General features: G+C 51.7%; 11 protein-coding genes. 9 read left to right on the forward strand and 2 right to left on the reverse strand.

What is annotated here, in order from left to right; all coding sequences use genetic code 11:
- Nucleotides 1-2 precede the first annotated feature (2 nt).
- From MHB80_RS04310 to MHB80_RS04320, 3 genes are read left to right on the forward strand one after another with little or no spacing between them, the layout of a single operon-like run.
- Nucleotides 3-3548, forward strand: a complete 3546-nt coding sequence (locus tag MHB80_RS04310) for a DUF4132 domain-containing protein (protein ID WP_341281014.1) — start codon at nt 3-5, stop codon at nt 3546-3548.
- 1 nt (nt 3549) lies between these two features.
- A complete protein-coding gene (locus tag MHB80_RS04315; RefSeq protein ID WP_341281015.1) occupies nt 3550-5241 on the forward strand; it encodes a hypothetical protein in 1692 nt (563 codons plus the stop codon).
- A gap of 34 nt (nt 5242-5275) precedes the next feature.
- A complete protein-coding gene (locus MHB80_RS04320; protein WP_341281016.1) occupies nt 5276-5554 on the forward strand; it encodes a hypothetical protein in 279 nt (92 codons plus the stop codon).
- Nucleotides 5555-5690: 136 nt separating this feature from the next.
- Here MHB80_RS04320 and MHB80_RS04325 read toward each other — a convergent pair whose 3' ends face one another.
- Nucleotides 5691-6167, reverse strand: coding sequence for a GyrI-like domain-containing protein (locus MHB80_RS04325; RefSeq protein WP_341281017.1), 477 nt, complete (start codon nt 6165-6167; stop codon nt 5691-5693).
- Between the two features lie 551 nt (nt 6168-6718).
- On the opposite strand from MHB80_RS04325, the gene MHB80_RS04330 reads away from it, so the two are divergent.
- From MHB80_RS04330 to guaA, 4 genes are all read left to right on the forward strand, one after another.
- On the forward strand, nt 6719-7747 hold the full coding sequence (locus MHB80_RS04330) for a MoxR family ATPase (protein ID WP_341281018.1): 1029 nt from the start codon (nt 6719-6721) through the stop codon (nt 7745-7747).
- Entirely contained in the window at nt 7747-9360 is a 1614-nt protein-coding gene (locus tag MHB80_RS04335; protein ID WP_341281019.1) for a DUF58 domain-containing protein, read from the forward strand. The genes MHB80_RS04330 and MHB80_RS04335 overlap by 1 nt, the downstream gene beginning before the upstream one ends.
- Nucleotides 9347-11950, forward strand: coding sequence for a transglutaminase-like domain-containing protein (locus MHB80_RS04340; protein WP_341281020.1), 2604 nt, complete (start codon nt 9347-9349; stop codon nt 11948-11950). Before MHB80_RS04335 ends, MHB80_RS04340 begins: the two co-directional genes overlap by 14 nt.
- 328 nt (nt 11951-12278) lie before the next feature.
- Complete coding sequence (gene guaA / locus MHB80_RS04345; protein WP_341281021.1) at nt 12279-13817, forward strand: glutamine-hydrolyzing GMP synthase; 1539 nt, start codon at nt 12279-12281, stop codon at nt 13815-13817.
- An 84-nt stretch (nt 13818-13901) separates the two neighbouring features.
- Here guaA and MHB80_RS04350 read toward each other — a convergent pair whose 3' ends face one another.
- Nucleotides 13902-14795 carry a rhodanese-related sulfurtransferase gene (locus tag MHB80_RS04350; RefSeq protein WP_341281022.1) on the reverse strand — a complete coding sequence of 298 codons (894 nt, stop codon included), beginning with the start codon at nt 14793-14795 and terminating at the stop codon, nt 13902-13904.
- A gap of 241 nt (nt 14796-15036) precedes the next feature.
- Between MHB80_RS04350 and MHB80_RS04355 the strand changes: the two genes are divergently transcribed.
- Both MHB80_RS04355 and MHB80_RS04360 read left to right on the forward strand, forming a co-directional pair.
- Complete coding sequence (locus MHB80_RS04355) at nt 15037-15456, forward strand: MarR family transcriptional regulator (RefSeq protein ID WP_341281023.1); 420 nt, start codon at nt 15037-15039, stop codon at nt 15454-15456.
- Nucleotides 15457-15480: 24 nt separating this feature from the next.
- Nucleotides 15481-16401: an oxidoreductase gene (locus MHB80_RS04360; protein ID WP_341281024.1), complete on the forward strand. Its 921-nt coding sequence runs from the start codon at nt 15481-15483 to the stop codon at nt 16399-16401.

A 16401-nucleotide genomic window follows, 5' to 3' on the forward strand; every position in this document is an offset into this window, starting at 1 on the left:
AAATGATAACGGAAAACCGTGAAGTTGAAGCCTTAGTTGAAAAGTTTGGAGAAGCACTCTCGCAGGAGTATTCGAAGAACACGGACCGCAGCGCAATCATTATCGATTATGTGATGGGCAAAGCAGAGCAATTCCCGGATTTGCTGCCTGATTCCATGCAATATGCCTACCGTTCGATGGATCTGTTTGAGAAGCTTGCGAAGAAGGATGACAGCGATGTGTTTTTTCGTGCAGGTGCACTCATGCTGCGAATGGGACTCAATGCTAGCCGAAGCTATTATTGGCAGGGATACAGCCTCGCGATCTGCTTGGGCGACGGGCATTATGCTATAGGGCTGGCGGGAAAAAGCAAAGCGGGAAGCCAGCGCTTGCAGTCGTTGCTGCCACGAATGGAGAAAATACATAAATTTGCCGGGGATAAGGCGATTATGGATGAGCTGAAAAGCAGGGTTGGCAAATGCAATTTTGGCAAAAAGGATGCTGGAGATACAGGCGTTATTATTAATACGCTGCTGTTGCTGAAGCTGTATTCCCTGCTTGATGATACATCTACCCATCAATTTAACAGCCAAAGACTCGCGAGCGAGTTTCCGGAAATATTGCAAGCGGTATTGGCTGAAAATACGGAGCAGCTTCGCGAGCTGCTGAATGCTGCAGTGAAGCCGATCATTGCGTATTCGTTCAAAGCAAAGGAAAACCATTCCGTTCGGGAGCTGAGTGTAGATTTTATAACAGGCCAACGCGAAAAAGCGCTTGCGGCTCACTATCCTGATCTCCAAGCACAGGAGAACGGAGAAGTTTCCCGCCTCCAATTTAATCGGACATTGACCCAGATTCATAGCGCTTTGTTATATGTCATTAACGTTAAAGGCGGCAAGCAGCTGTTTCTGGACGAGCCGGGGGATGTAGGCTTAGCGCTGCTTGATGCAGTCAGAACGCTGCATGAAGTATATCCCCTTGAAGTCCGCCAGCATTTGCTTGCCCTTGACAGACGTGCCAAAAAGCCGGACGAGCTGCTGGAGGGCATCGTTCCTTTCCAGGAGCCTTATGAGTTAATTGAACGGCTAAGCGGAGAGCTGAATAGCTATACGGTGCCGTGGAGCGCGTTGCAAAGCTATGTGCTTAGTGTGCCGAATCAAGCTTTGCGTGCTTATGAAATTTTACGTTCGGCGTATTACAAAGCTTATTTGCATAAGGTTCTCACAGATGGCGGGATCGCATTGCCGGATGAAGCTGGCACACTTACGCAGGCCGTATTCGCCGTATTAAGGGGACAATCGGAGGGAGGACGTCATGGCCTGTTTCTCGCCCGTTATTTGGAAGGGGAAACCTCCTTCGAGGATTACTGGAAGGATGAAACGAATCGTTCGTTGTTTGACCCAAGGAACCGGGACAGCAAACGCCAAAGCCTGCTTGTAGCCGTTAGCTTCTTGCCTCCCGATTCGCCTTATATAAGGCGGCTGGCCATTTTGATTTCTCGACCGGAATGCGATGCGCTGACTCTCGTGTCGGAAATGTACCATTCCAATTCGTTTAGCGGACAAAAGCTGCTGGAGCTTTATGGGGAAGATGCTGAGGTGAGCCGTGAGCGCCTGCTTTCGGGCTTGCTGATGCTTAATGGCATGAGAGATTATTACTACCGTTCGATGCCGCAATCCGAATATCGGTCCATTATTAGGAATAATTTGACGGACTCATTGAAGCAGTATAAAAATTTACCTACAGATTCCCGATTGACAGTGCTCGAAATTGCTTTTGAGGATCGCGATGCTTTGACCCTTGAACAGCTGACGGAAGCGATCCGTGCGGGGCTGCTGGATTCATCGAAGAAGGCAAGCGGAGCTGCGCTGGCTGAATTCAGCCGAGTGCCAGATAAAACGTTGTATTTAACCCTTTACCGCACCGAGAAAAAAGCAGCGATTAAAGAGCTGGTGCTGGACGCCCTGCGCAGCGTTCAGGGGTGCAAGGACGCTTACGAGCAATTGCTGTCAACGGAAAAAGGAGAAGACTGGCGCACGCTCATTCAAATTTTGCTGGATACGGCCGATTTAAGCCCTGCTCATGCGCACGCAGCGCTTGCAGAGCAAGCGGATGCCAAAAAAACAGCCCGCCTCAGCTGGCTGTCTGTGAACGATTTGCCTGCATTAATGGATTTGGAGGGGCAGCAGGTAGATGACCGAATCAAGTCGTATTTGCTGCTTCAATCGATAGATCATACGACGGCTCCGAATGAGCGCTTGAACGAGCTGCGTTCTTATGTAAACAGCGATTCACTTTCAAATTTCGCAGCGGAGCTCATTCAGCTGTGGATTCAAAGCGAAGCGCCTGCGAAGGAAAAATGGGTGCTGTATGTAGGCGCATTGTTCGGTGACCGGAGGCTTATACAAATTTTAGTTCCGCAAATTAAGGAATGGACGGAAAATAGCCGCGGCGCAATGGCGGCGGAAGCGGTCAAGGCTTTATCTTATTTAAGCGAGCCTGCCGCATTAATGGCCATTGACAAGATCAAGCGAACCGTCAAAAACCGCCAGGTGAAGGGTGCGGCTGAAGAGGCGCTGCAGTTGGCAGCGGAAAATCAAGGACTTACACCAGAGCAGCTCGAAGACCGCTTGGTCACGTCGCTTGGCTTTGATGATAAGGGCGCTCAGCCATTCAGCTATGGCGAGCGTACCTTCCAGGTGAAGGTGAACCGGAGTCTGGAGGTTATCGTCATCAATGAAGAAACGGGCAAACCGCTCAAAAGCCTACCTGCGCCTGGGCAAAAGGATGATGCGGAGCTGGCTGCGAAAGCGAAGGCCAACTTCAATTTACTTAAAAAAGATTTGAAAACGATGGTGGCAATCCAAGCGCAGCGGCTGGAAGAGTCGCTGTCCAAGCAGCGATTATGGACCGCCGAAGAATGGACGGCCCTGTTCGTGGGCAATATCGTCATGCAGAAGTTTGCTGTTGGCCTCATCTGGGGCGTATATGAGCAAGGTGAACTCACGGATACGTTCCGTTATATGGAGGACGGCACCTTTAACACGGTAGATGAAGACGAATACGAGCTCGCTGAGGGTGTGAAAGTCGGCTTGATTCATCCGCTTGAACTGGATCAGGAAACGCTTGAGGGCTGGAAATCACAGCTGGACGATTATGAGATTAAGCAGCCATTTGAACAGTTGAATCGCCAAATCCATTTGGTGGCAGAAGAAAGTCAGCAAAGCACGGTATACGAGGATTTGCCAGGATCTGAGTTTTCGCCTACAGCGTTCCCTAAGGCGCTTGAGAAATTTGGCTGGTACAAGGGCCATGCTCAGGATGGCGGCTATTATACTGAGCTGTACAAGGACTATGGCGATTGGCTTGCGGAGCTGCGTTTTAGCGGGACTAGCATCACCTATTACGAAGGATTGGAAGACATTACACTGGAGCAGCTGCAATTCCATGCGAATGGAAAAGGCCAATATAGCTATTACAGTGATATTCCGGCTCTAGCTTTGGGCAAAATTCCAGGTCGTGTATTCAGTGAAACGATCTATGATATTTTGCGGGCATCAGGACGCTAGCATGTCAGCCGCCGCATTTGAAACGAGCTTTAAGCAGTTTGCCAAGCTGTGTACTGAGGATTATTTGGTTCGGCATTCGAATAAAGGCTTATATAATCGGGCGTTAAAGGATATCGGCAAAGGCATTGATGTCAAATATGCTTGGGGAGAAGCATCCGTCAGCTGTGAGTTAAATGATGGAACGATCTGCACACTCGAAAATACGCTGACAAATTGGAAATGTACATGTCCATCAGAAAGCTTATGCAAGCATGTGCTGATTGCCATAATGTTTTACGAACAGCAGCAGCCGTCTCCTTCTTCCGAAGAGAAAAAAGAGGGAGAAGGCAGCGAAGCTCAGCCGGATGGAGATGCTGATCGCTTCAATTGGCTGCTGGCGGCCGAGCTTTCTCCACTCATTAAACCGTTTAATGTTTCCCTTGTGGAGGAAGTGCTGTTTCGGCTGCGCTACCCGGAAGAGCTGGAAGTGGAAGAAAATGCGCTTCTTACGGTCTGTCTCAAGCTTCAAGGAGCTGAGGTTTCATTCACCGAGGAAGCAAATCCGGCTAAGGCGCTTTGCAAAATAAAGGAGAGGGAAGGCGAGCTGTTAAAGCTGGAAGCCTTGTTGCGTTACCGCGCTTTAAAAGGGCTGGATGATCAGGAAGCACTGCGCGGCAAAGTGTATAAGGTCTCTTTTTCGCTAGATACCGTAAAGGAATGCAAAGAGCTGCTTACTGCGATGCTGCGGACGGGACTTGCCCGTCTGCCCCAGTCGTATATGGCACAGCTGGAAACGCTCGCTGTCACAGCACGCAGTGGCCAGCTGCCGGACGTGGAGCGCGGCTTGCGCGGCATTCAGGGGGAGCTTGCGCTGTTTTTCAACCGGCATGTGCGATTTTCCATGCAAGAGCTGCTGGATCGCGTCACCAAGCTGTACCTTGCTTTGGAGCTGCTTGAACGGGAGACGCTTCCTGCTGCTCAGAAGGAGCAGCTTATCGGGGCTTTTCGCAGCAAATATTATGCGCTGCCCAAGCTGCGCCTGTATGGTCTCGGCGCCGATCCGTGGGAGACGCGTTCAGGCTATCGGGGCATCACCTATTATATGTACGGGCTCGATGATCAGCAGGTATACACCTATAGTGACGCACGCGCGGTGTATTATGAAGGCAGTGATTTTTCATTTGCGAAGCATTATGCCGGCTACTCGCCTTGGCTTGCGAGCTTGACGATGCGCCAGTTTGCGGGAGAAGAGCTGGTGTTCGAGCACATTAAAGTGAACGAGGAGCGCAGAATATCCTCAGGCGAGGGAGCGAGCCTTACGCTTGTTGCAAGGCAATCCATTAACGAAATTAATGTGGGGCAGCTCACCTCAGATTTGCCAGCTTTACGGCAGGCTGGAGTGGGGCAGCCGACATTATTTTCAGACGTAAAGGAACAGCTTGTCTTAATTAAGCTGGCGCGAATCACAGGGAATCGGTTCGATAAAAGCTCGCAGAGCCTCTTTCTCGAAGTAGAGGATGAAGCAGGCGAGCAGTTGGAGCTGGTTCTTCCTTATCAAGCGGATTGGGAAAAAACCGTCAAACGTTTGGAAGCTGGTTACGGAGCTGCATCGCTGGAACAGTTTTATGCATTTGTGCGCATAGAGGGCGGTCAGACTTATCCGATCAGTTTCTTGCATAACACGAAGTTGATCAGCTTAAAGCTGGATATGTAGGGCAAATAAGCAATTGGAAAAAGGAGCGGCGGGAATGGCTTTAGAGCAGGTTTACGATGGATTGCAGCGGCTGCGCAGCTGGTTTGAGGAGCTGCTGCTTCGTGGGACCGCGCAGCTTGCCTTGAAGGATATCGAATGGCTGGAGCGGGAGGCGGAGGAAGCTGCCCGCTTGCAAATGGACTTTCTGTCTACGCTGCTCAAGCAAGTAGCCAGTGAAGGGCGCAAAATGGTGCTGGGAGGCGGGGAGGAGCAGCAATTGCTTCTTCATAGCTCCCGTCTTTATCAGTATGTTCAGCTTGCTGAGCAGAAGTAACAAGCCTCCTTGCGTTAGGAAGGCTATCAGCTTGCTAGCTGGAGCCTCTTCCAGCATGCCAAAAGAAGGAACCGGACACTGCGGCGCTGCGCAGGTCGGTTCCTTCTCTTTTTTTGGAATATGGATGTAATATAGCTTATTCTGCAAGCGGAATGAGGATGGTAAATTTTGGGTTAGGAGCATAAGGATCACGGCCCATCGGATAAAATTCCAAATGCGTCAAGCCATCCGAAAGCGGCCTATGTCCGTTTTGTTTGATCCAGTTATACACGTATTTGTAGGAAGCTTCTATGTTTTCGTTCGCGTGATGATCGTATGTGGCATACGTCAGATGAGGAATAGAGAGACTGTACATGCCTTCGGGCACACAGCCTACTGCCTCTGCCTGAACGGCCGCATAATGAGTAAAGCCTGTATTTGTCGTGTGAAAAGAAAGCCCGAGCAGCTTATTGCGCTCCCGCACATGGTTGATTTCCGTTACACGCTGCTGCAATTGCTTCTGAATGTCTTTGATTCTGCCTGCTGCTGCTTCGGCAAAGGTACCTTCCCATTGTAGTCCTACGACGTGAAAAGCTTCGCGCTCTGTAAGAACTACCTCCTTCAAAACGTTCATTCTAATCCCTCCTGTGCTGGACTATTTGCCATTCGAGCGTAAACGTCTGTCGCCATCCTATGGCGGCAAAGGTTCCGTTTCGCGTAGAAATACAGAGAAGGTATGAACAAATCATATCTTTCCTATATTTCTAGCAAAAATGGTACGTGAAACGCTTACACTTTCCTAAACCGCTGCACGTCTACTGCCGTCTTGTTATCCTGTTCAGCCGTTTAGAGACTATTCTATTATTTCTCTATAAGCGAGGGATTTCCTTTTGCATTTATGGGAAAATTCAAGAGGTTTAGTGTCATCTAAATGGCAGCTGAAAAAGCTAGAATCGCTGCCGCGCAAGGGATAGGAAGCGAAAAATTCAATCTTTCCCCTTTGAAACAGGTCTAAATGGAGAGAAGCATGGCGAGAATAAATGCTAGAGAAGACTTTATTTTTAAAAATAAAAGCATTTATAAGTTACACGCTTATAATGGCTTATATTTCACCCGCGAAACGGTAGCTTAGCCGCCAGAGGACGGCTTCAGCCGTTTACGCTTGAGAGGAAGGCAGGTTGTCTAATGATGATTCATTCAAAATATCAATCTACCGCTCGGCAAGAGGAGACGGATGTATGTCAGGAGCTGCCGCAGGTGCTTATTCATCGCATGCTTCAGCGTGTGGAAGGCGTTCTGCTAGGCAAGAGAAAATTGGTCAGGCAAATGTTCACCGCGCTGCTGGCGGGTGGGCATGTGCTGCTCGAGGATAAGCCGGGAGTCGGCAAAACCGTGCTTGCAGAAGCCTGTGCCCGTGTGATCGGCGGGGAGTTCAAGCGCATTCAATTCACATCGGACATGCTGCCGTCGGATGTGCTCGGCGGAGCGGTATGGGATGCGGCTCGAGGCGAGCTGAAGTATGTAACAGGCCCGATCATGGGCAATGTCGTGCTGGCGGATGAAATCAACCGTGCTTCTCCCCGTACCCAGTCTGCATTGCTTGAAGCGATGGAGGAGCGGCGGATTACGGTGGATGGAGAGACAAGGCCGCTACCGTCGCCGTTTATGCTGATTGCTACGCAAAATCCGCTGCGTTTTGAAGGGACGAGCAGGCTGCCGGAGGCACAGCTGGACCGTTTTATGATGCGGCTGTCTATTGGGTATCCCGAGCCGCAGTTTGAGAAGCAATTGCTGGAGCAATATGCTGATGGGCAGCGGCAGGAGCCTCATAAAATCAGGCCCGTGCTTATGCCGGAGGAATGGCTGCGGATGCAGCGGGAAGTGCGCTTGGCCCATGTGCATCCTGGCCTGATTGAATATATGGTGCAAGTGGCAGACGCTTCGCGGAAAATGCCTGAGCTGTCGCTTGCGATGAGCCCGCGTGCCGGCAGGGACTGGCTGAGAGCGGCGCAGGCCTCAGCTTATTTGGAAGGCAGAGGTTATGTGCTTCCAGATGATTTGCTGGCGACAGGCGAAGCGGTGCTGACGCATCGGCTGGAGGTTTATCCAGGAGCACCGGGGCGGATGACAGCAGCGAAGCTTGCACGGCAACTGCTGCACACTACACCGCTTCCAGCTGCCGTGCTGCCGCAGGCTGCTGGAGGGCGGCGCTAATGGCGGTTTCCAGTGCGGATCACGAGGCAGTGCAGATCGGGCAAGGAGATGCTGGGGAAGGGCAAGCGAAAGCGGCGAGTTATGAGCAAGCGGCAGAAGAGGAGAATGAGCTCGGATCGCAGAGGCTGGGCCGGACGCGGTGGGGAGTATGGGTGGTCCTGCTAGCGGGATGGTGTGCGGCCCTTGCGGCTGTTTTTCAGCGGGGATTGGCAGTGGAGTGGTTTATGCTCGCCGTGCTTGGCTGCCTCATGCTGCTTAGCGCCGGATTGCCTTGGCTTGCTGTACAGGGCCTAAAGGTGAGCCGCCAGCTTGACGAAGACAAGATTCGCGATGGGGGAGAGGCAGGGGTGCAGCTCATGCTGGACCGAGCTTATCCTATTCCCTTCGTTTGGCTGGCGCTTGAAGATACGATGGTCAATAGGAGTACGGCAAAGCAGGAACGAGTCTCCTACCGCTATGCGGCTCAGCTTCATTTTGAAACGGGACTGGCGCTTAGTTATAGGGCGCAGCTTATTCGGCGCGGGGAGCACAGCTTTGAGGCGGTTACCGTTACGGTGAGCGATTATTTAGGATTAACGGCTGTGAGCCGAACGTTTGCTTGCCGCAGCGGGCTGCTTGCGGTTCCTGCGCTGCCAGAGGCTGTAGCGGCTCCGGGTGCGGCGGCGCTTCGGGGCAGCCGTTTGGCGGCTGTTATTAGGCTGGACCCGGGCAAAATGGATGCTCAGGAGGCGGGCTCAGGGCGTGAGCCGTCTGAACATCAGCATGCGGGCAAACAGGCAGGAATTGGCCCAGAGATGCGGCCATACCGGGAAGGGGATTCGCTGCGCCATGTCAATTGGAGGGTAGCTGCGCGTGGACGCGGGCTGCATACGAAGGAGCATGGCACAGCGCTTCATCGCCCATCGGTGCTCATGGCGATCGACAACACGGAAAGCGCTTATGACAGCGACGAAAGGTTTTTTGATGCCTGCGCCGGTTGGGCTGCCGGTGTGCTGGAGCAGGATCATAGGGCGGGAAACCGGGTGCAGCTCATTGCTGGTCAGGCGGTCATAGACGATGGCGCAGCGGGAGCAGGGGCGGGCATGAAAGTGGCATCGATACAGCCATCAGCATCGGCACAGCCAGATAGCGGTGCTGGAATGCTTTCGGGAGCGGAAGTGGATAAGCAGCAGGAGAGGGAGGCCGGAAGCTCAGCGAACGCGGAGCTAAATGCATGGCTGGAAACGGATGCACATGGGAACAGCAGCACAACTGAAAGTATGCAAGCGGTGCTGGAGCAGCTTGCACGGCTGAAGCTGGTGCAAAATGGCCGGTTTGTTGCAAGGGTAAGCGGCGAGCTGGACCAAATGCCTAGAGGCGGCATATTGCGCTGCTTCACCGCCGATTGGCGCAATAGCGCAAGCTGGGGGCAGCTGGCCTCCCGAGCAGCGGAGCAGGGCTGCCAAGTGCTGCTGTATATGCTGATCAAGCAAAGCACGCCTACCTTTGCAATGCGTGAGCAGCAGAAATGGCTGGAGAGCTTCGGTGTCCGCACCTATTGGCTGACATATCCGGAGCGGATGAACGAACAGCCGCAGTTAACGAAGGGAAGGATTCGTTATGGCGATATTTAATGCGCAGGGGGAGCCGGCATTCGGCTACCGCATTTGGACGAGCTTGCTGCTGTTTGGCCTGCTTGCCGAGTGGATGCTTCCATGGTCGGAGGCTGGCAGCCGTTATTATATTGATGTGGCTCAGCCTCTAATTCTATTTGTAGGCTGTATTGCTATAGCGGGCTTGCTGCGCGCGCCCTGGTATATCATGCTTGTCGTTTATGCGGTCATTGGCATTACAAGCATGATGCGTCTGTATAAAGGCCCGGATGTGGGTCCGCTGGAGTGGGCATCCGGTTTTGCCAGCCGCTTTGCTGAGGAAGTGGGTGGACTTTTCGGGATGGGAGCAGCATGGGGCATGTCAACAGAGCTGCAGGCGCTGCTGCTGTTTACCGGCTTTGCGCTGCTCGTGCCCGCGCTGCAGGCTTTAATTTGGCTGCGCCAGCTAGGGCTGGCTTTGGCGGGCATAACGGCAGGGTATTTGATTTTGCTGCATGCATGGCTTGGCATGGATGTGCTGAATGCGCTGCTGCGCGTGACGGTGGAGGGCATGCTGCTTGGAGCGATAGTCATGTTCGCACGGATGAGAAGGCTGCAGGGGGAAGAGAGCCGCGAGGAAGCGCAGACAGCAACTTATCGCTGGTCGACTTCCGCTTTCGTTGTTGTGGGGCTGTGTCTGGGCGCCGGACTTCTGCTTTCCGGAGGGAAATCCGCTGCAAATAGCCCCGCAGCTTGGACGGAGCCGCTAACCGCAAGGCTGGAGCAGTATGTGCTTGGTCTGGAGCACGGCAATCCGAAGGCTGCGCTGGCTTCGGCAGATGCAAGCGGCAGCTACGCTTCCACGGGCTATGGATTTGATGACAGCACATTAGGCGCTCCGTTAAAGCAGGATGAACGAATTGTTTTTACGGGGCTGTCTCCTGTGCGGACATATTGGCGCGGGGAGACGAAAGCCTTTTATACCGGTAAAGGGTGGCAGGAAACGGAGCAGCGTTTGACGCTGCTGCCTATTCAAAATGGTGGAGAGCGGATTGTGTCCGTTAATGGCGAGGGAAGTGTGAAGGAAGAAAGTGAGGCGGTAGAGGCCATTGCAGAGGCAGCGATAGAGGTAGAGGCAGATACAGCGCTAAAGACAGAGACAGAGACAGATGCAGATATAAAGATAGGTACAGTGAAAGGTGCAGAGGCTGGAGAAGGCAGGGATATAAAAAGCCAAGGTACAGGCGCGGAGACAGCCGTCAGCCCAGAGCGAGTCGTCGTTCAAACGGTGCTTCTTAAACAGGCGGAGCGAGGCCTTCCGCTTTTTATGGGCGGGACATCCGGTACTTTGCTGGATATAACCTCCTCGGAGCCAAAAAGCAAGCTGAACACTTATTTAAAAAATGAAGCGTCGGGTACGCTGTACGCCCCTTCGGATAAGGTGCTTATAGATAGGTACACCGTTCAGACGCTGCTTCCCGTGATGGATGAAGCTGCCTTGCGCAGTGGCGGTATGCAAGCGGGAGAGAAGGAAGCACTGGCCGAGTATTTACAGCTGCCGGAATCGCTGCCGAGCCGTGTTGCTGCACTGGCAGCCGAGGTAGCGGGGGGCGGATTAACGAGCCGCTATGATCAGGTGAAGGCGGTTGAAACTTATTTGCGAAGCAGCTATACCTATTCGGCTGAAAATAGTACGCTCCCTAAAGGCGGAGCAGATTTCGTGGACGATTTTTTGTTTAAGCAGCATGAAGGGTATTGCGTGCATTTTTCCAGTGCGATGGTCATTATGCTTCGTACACAAGGCATACCAGCTAGATGGGTGAAGGGCTTTGCGCCCGGCACCGTTTCTTCGGAGCAGCCGGATACACGAAAGGATACCGCCCATGCAGGAGTAAAGCTGACTGCCTATGAGGTGAAAAGCAAGGATGCCCATGCTTGGGTGGAAGTGTACTTCCCAGGCGCAGGCTGGGTGCCTTTTGATCCGACGCCGGGGTATGGCGGCGAGGGAACAGCCGGCAGTGCGGCGGCAGGCGGCGAAGGGGCCGCCGGAGCTTTTGCCAGCGCTGCTGCGCGCCCGATAGGGCAGCGCGCGCAAGCGCTGGCTGTGGCGGCGGCTGAGCAGGCCGCCACGGCTCTCGCGCAAGGGGCGGATGCCCTTGCGCGTGCGGCGCTTGGCGCCGCCGAGGCAGCGGCGGGGGCGACGCCCGCCGCTAAAGGCGCCGCAGGCGCGGCTGCGCTGGCGCTGGCAGCCGTGCTCTGCGCTGCGGCGCAGCATAGGCGGCTGCGCCTGCGGCTGGCGCTGCGCCGCTACAGCGCCGCCTCCCGCGGCGGGACGCCGGACCGCGGCAGCGCCGGCGTCCAAAAGCAGTTTGCCGCAGTATCGGCGGCAATCTGGCCACAGCTGGACCGCTGCGTAGCCAAAAGGCAGCCGCAGCAAACAGCAAGGCAATACGCAGCAGCGCAGGCCGCTCTGCTGCCCACCTCCCAGGCCGAAGCCTTGCAGCGCTTCGTCACCTGGGATGACGCCGCCCGCTATGGGCAGCGGCGTGCCTGGCAAGCGCCGCTGCCGGAGGAGCTGTCGGCAGCGGCCGCCCTATTATGTGCCCGCAGGCATTCCGCGCGGCGCACATAACCAATCGGAGCAAGCCAGCTCCATCAGCTTGCTCCGCATCTCCAAAGAAGCAGGCAGTCCATCAAAAATGCGACTGCTTGCTTTTTTTCATCCCATCCATTCCAAAAGCTGGACGATGTGCTCCAGGCACTCGTTAAATCTTAAAGCAGCGCAGCAGCTTTGTTGGGGGGCCTTCCGTCATGGAAGGTCCTATTTACCGCCTTTATACTACCTTTTTTATCCATATGAGGCGCTTCTCCTTTAAAAAAGAAGGATTATCGTCGCTCAGCCTTGACTCGCTCAAAGCGCCTTATATATAATTACTACATTAATTGAGGGAGGCTCGGTAATGAACAAGCCAAATGAAATCATCATTGTTCTGGACTTCGGAGGACAATACAATCAGCTAATCGCACGCCGCATTCGTGATTTGGGCGTATACAGCGAGCTGCTGCCATTTAATACATCGGTTGAGCGTATTCGTGAAATTCAGCCGAAAGGGATTGTGTTCTCAGGAGGTCCAGCCAGCGTATACGAAACGAACTCGCCGCTTGTTGACCCGGCAATCTACGATCTGGGAATTCCGATCTTTGGCATTTGCTACGGCATGCAGCTGATGTCGCATCAATTGCAAGGTAAAGTAGAGCGCGCAGGCAAACGTGAATACGGTAAAGCAGAGGTTGATTTTACGCCGGACAGCCGTTTGACGCAAGGCCTAGACGCTCGCCAAACCGTATGGATGAGCCACAGCGATCTCGTAGTAGAGCCGCCAACAGGCTTCAACGTTGACGCAAGCACGGAGCATGCTCCAATTGCGGCAATGAGCAACCCGGACAAGCACTTCTATGCGGTGCAATTCCATCCGGAGGTTCGTCACTCTGTATTCGGCAATGAAATGATTCGCAACTTCCTCTACAACATTTGCGACTGTGACGGCAACTGGTCGATGGAGACATTTATCGAGGATACAATCCGCGATATTCGCGATCAGGTTGGTGACAAGAAGGTACTATGCGCCCTTTCCGGCGGTGTAGATTCCTCCGTTGTTGCGATTTTGCTGCACAAGGCGATCGGCGATCAGCTTACTTGTATGTTTATTGACCACGGCTTGCTCCGCAAGGATGAAGCAGAAGGCGTTATGGAAACATTCGTGGGCAAATTCGATATGAAGGTTGTCAAAATCGATGCAAGAGAGCGTTTTATGAGCAAGCTTGCGGGCGTTGACGATCCTGAGCAAAAACGTAAAATTATCGGCAACGAATTCATTTACGTTTTCCAAGAAGAGTCGGATAAATTCGATGACTTTGAATTTTTGGCGCAAGGCACGCTGTATACGGATATCGTAGAGAGCGGTACAGCTACAGCCCAAACGATCAAGTCCCACCATAATGTCGGCGGATTGCCGGAAGACATTAAATTCAAGCTTGTAGAGCCGCTTAAAGCGCTATTCAAGGATGAGGTTCGTAAAGTCGGTTCCGAGTGCGGATTGCCAGATGCCATCGTATGGCGTCAGCCATTCCCAGGTCCAGGCCTTGCGATTCGCGTGCTTGGCGAAGTAACCGAAGAGAAGCTGACGATCGTACGCGAGTCGGATGCGATTCTTCGCGATGAAATTGCCAAGGCTGGCCTCGACCGCGAAATTTGGCAATACTTTACTGCGCTTCCGAACATGAAGAGCGTAGGCGTTATGGGCGATGCCCGCACGTATTCCTACACCGTAGGTATCCGCGCTGTTACGTCGATTGACGGAATGACAGCAGACTGGGCACGTATCCCTTGGGATGTGCTTGAGAAAATTTCGGTTCGTATCGTAAACGAAGTAGACAACGTGAACCGTATCGTCTATGACGTTACTTCGAAACCACCAGCTACAATTGAGTGGGAATAGTCGTAACGTAGCATAATCAAAAAAACTCTCTTTCTTTTGCGCTTAATGGCAATGGAAAGAGAGTTTTTTTATATTCAGCACCCATTAAACGCTTGTCACATGCTCCTCGCAATCCATAGAGCAGAAGCCGTGATGGGTCTCCTCACAGTCCGGGCATACAATATGCTGACGGTGACAAGTATCATCGGCGCAGTTAATGTAGGTTTCCGCGGGAGCTTCGCAGTGATAGCATTTTCCGACGACGACAGCTTCATCCGTGCGGTTAATGGTCACCGAAATCCGCTCATCGAACACATAACATTTGCCATCGAAAAGCTTTCCTTGAACTTCCTCGTCTTTGCCATAGGTGACAATGCCACCATCAAGCTGATAGACATCCTTGAAGCCTTCGCTTAGCATGACGCCAGTCAGCTTCTCGCAGCGGATACCGCCAGTACAATAAGTAATGATCGGCTTGTCCTTCATATCCGCCATATTTTCGCGAAGCCATTCCGGAAATTCCTTGAAGGTTTTAAGATCAGGCCTGATCGCATTGCGGAAATGTCCGAGATCGTATTCGTAATCGCTTCGGCCGTCAAGCACGATGACGTCTTCCCTTTGCAAATAGTCGTGGAACTCTTTTGGAGACAAATGCGTTCCGGTTAATGTATTAGGGTCAAGCGGTTTGTCGTAGCGGAGAGTAACGAGCTCCTTTTTATAACGGACAAACATTTTAGGGAATGCATGCTGATCAGCTTCATCAATCTTAAATACCATATCGGCAAATAACGGATTGGAGAGCAGGTCTCGCATGTATTGCTCGGTTTGCTCAATCGTTCCGGAAACCGTGCCATTAATGCCTTCGTCCGCAATAAGAATGCGGCCTCGCACGTTTAACTCCTTGCAGTAAGCCAGATGTTCGGCTGCGAATTGCTCCGCATCGGGGATCGCAACAAATTTATAATACAATAAGACCTGATAGTTGGAATGGTTGTTCATTGCCAAATTCCTTTCTGTAACTAAGTTGAGAACATATTATATTGTAATAGACATAGGACATGTTCACAACACCAACTGTGCTTATAATTTCGTTAGGATGACATCGTTTTTTAATCCAATCAAGTCATTTTCTGCTAAATCAAGCTCGAAACCACCCATAACGATGTATTTGACTTTAATATAGCTTAGTTATAAGATATATATAAGATAGATAGAAGGTATAGAGAGGATGCAGGTGGAAATGGAGAATTTGAAACTCGAGTATTACCTCAAGCTATTTCAAACCTTCGAGATACTGGAGCGGAAATGGATTAAGGATTGGAATCAGAACAATCAAGTGGGACTTTCAAAAAGTCATATTAGAATACTTGGAATATTAAATGACAAAGGCCCGCAAAGACCCTCTAAGCTGGCGGACGACCTAAACATAACGACGGGCGGCATAACGCTGCTTACAAAAAAAATGCTTGATGACGGTTATATCATCCGGTCAGAGGGCCATCGGGACCGCAGAGTGGTGCAGTTGGAAATCAGCGCTACAGGCAAAGACATTTTAGCCACAGCGCAAGAAGAAATTAATCGGCTCATGGAAAATATGTTTAATAAGATGACGTTGGAAGAAATGCAGACAATGGCTGCACTTTTAAACAAGCTGCTATAAACAATAGAAATGGAGTGCATACAAATGAGCGTAGTTTGGACCAAAGACAACATCACAGATGTGTCAGAGCAAGTAGTCATTATTACAGGCGCGAATAGCGGGTTAGGTTTTGAAACAGCAGCAGCACTAGCTGAAAGAAAGGCGAAGGTTATATTAGCTGTTCGGAACATGGAGAAGGGAAGCGAGGCAGTCGGCAAAATAAAGTCGCTCTATCCGGGTGCACATGTGACACCGATGCAGCTCGACCTTGGTGATTTGAATAGCGTTAGGACGTTCGCTGCAGATTTTATGAATCAATATGAGTCGCTGTCTATTCTTATCAATAATGCAGGCATTATGATTCCGCCTCTTCGCTTGACCAAGGATGGCTTTGAATCACAGTTTGGCGGAAACCATTTGGGCCATTTTGCACTGACAGGCCTGCTCTTGCCAAAGTTAATTTCGACTCCAAATTCAAGAGTTGTTACCGTAAGCAGTATAGCTGCTCATAATGCCGCTATCGATTTTGACAATTTAGACGGTTCCAAGGGATACAGCGCTATAAAGTTTTATGGACAAAGCAAACTGGCCAATCTCATGTTTGCCAGAGAGCTTCAAAACAAGCTGCGTTCCAATCATTTAGATGTGGCAAGCGTAGTCTGTCATCCGGGAATATCCAATACCAATTTATTTTCCTTCGGTTCAGGAAAACAGGCCAACACATTCATGCGTATGCTTACGGGTTTATTTAGTCAGCCAGCACATATGGGGGCTTTGCCTACCTTGTATGCTGCTACAGCACCTACAATCAAGGGCGGGGAGTATATAGGCCCGGATGGCAGAGGCGGCAGGAAAGGTTATCCTAAGAGTGCCGAGATTATTAATAAATTATACGATGCTGATCTTTCAAATCGGTTATGGAATATTTCAGAAAGCTTAACGGGTGTTTCTTACAAGTTCAACTAG

This window comes from Paenibacillus sp. FSL H8-0537, from assembly GCF_038051995.1.
Lineage (GTDB): Bacteria > Bacillota > Bacilli > Paenibacillales > Paenibacillaceae > Pristimantibacillus.

Bases quoted from the DNA above. Each gene is read 5' to 3' on its own strand.
- MHB80_RS04350 (WP_341281022.1), bottom strand. From the start codon at position 14,795: ATGAACAACCATTCCAACTATCAGGTCTTATTGTATTATAAATTTGTT.
- MHB80_RS04310 (WP_341281014.1), top strand. From the start codon at position 3: ATGATAACGGAAAACCGTGAAGTTGAAGCCTTAGTTGAAAAGTTTGGA.
- MHB80_RS04315 (WP_341281015.1), top strand. From the start codon at position 3,550: ATGTCAGCCGCCGCATTTGAAACGAGCTTTAAGCAGTTTGCCAAGCTG.
- MHB80_RS04335 (WP_341281019.1), top strand. From the start codon at position 7,747: ATGGCGGTTTCCAGTGCGGATCACGAGGCAGTGCAGATCGGGCAAGGA.
- MHB80_RS04325 (WP_341281017.1), bottom strand. From the start codon at position 6,167: ATGAACGTTTTGAAGGAGGTAGTTCTTACAGAGCGCGAAGCTTTTCAC.
- MHB80_RS04330 (WP_341281018.1), top strand. From the start codon at position 6,719: ATGATGATTCATTCAAAATATCAATCTACCGCTCGGCAAGAGGAGACG.
- MHB80_RS04340 (WP_341281020.1), top strand. From the start codon at position 9,347: ATGGCGATATTTAATGCGCAGGGGGAGCCGGCATTCGGCTACCGCATT.
- MHB80_RS04360 (WP_341281024.1), top strand. From the start codon at position 15,481: ATGAGCGTAGTTTGGACCAAAGACAACATCACAGATGTGTCAGAGCAA.
- MHB80_RS04355 (WP_341281023.1), top strand. From the start codon at position 15,037: ATGGAGAATTTGAAACTCGAGTATTACCTCAAGCTATTTCAAACCTTC.
- guaA (WP_341281021.1), top strand. From the start codon at position 12,279: ATGAACAAGCCAAATGAAATCATCATTGTTCTGGACTTCGGAGGACAA.
- MHB80_RS04320 (WP_341281016.1), top strand. From the start codon at position 5,276: ATGGCTTTAGAGCAGGTTTACGATGGATTGCAGCGGCTGCGCAGCTGG.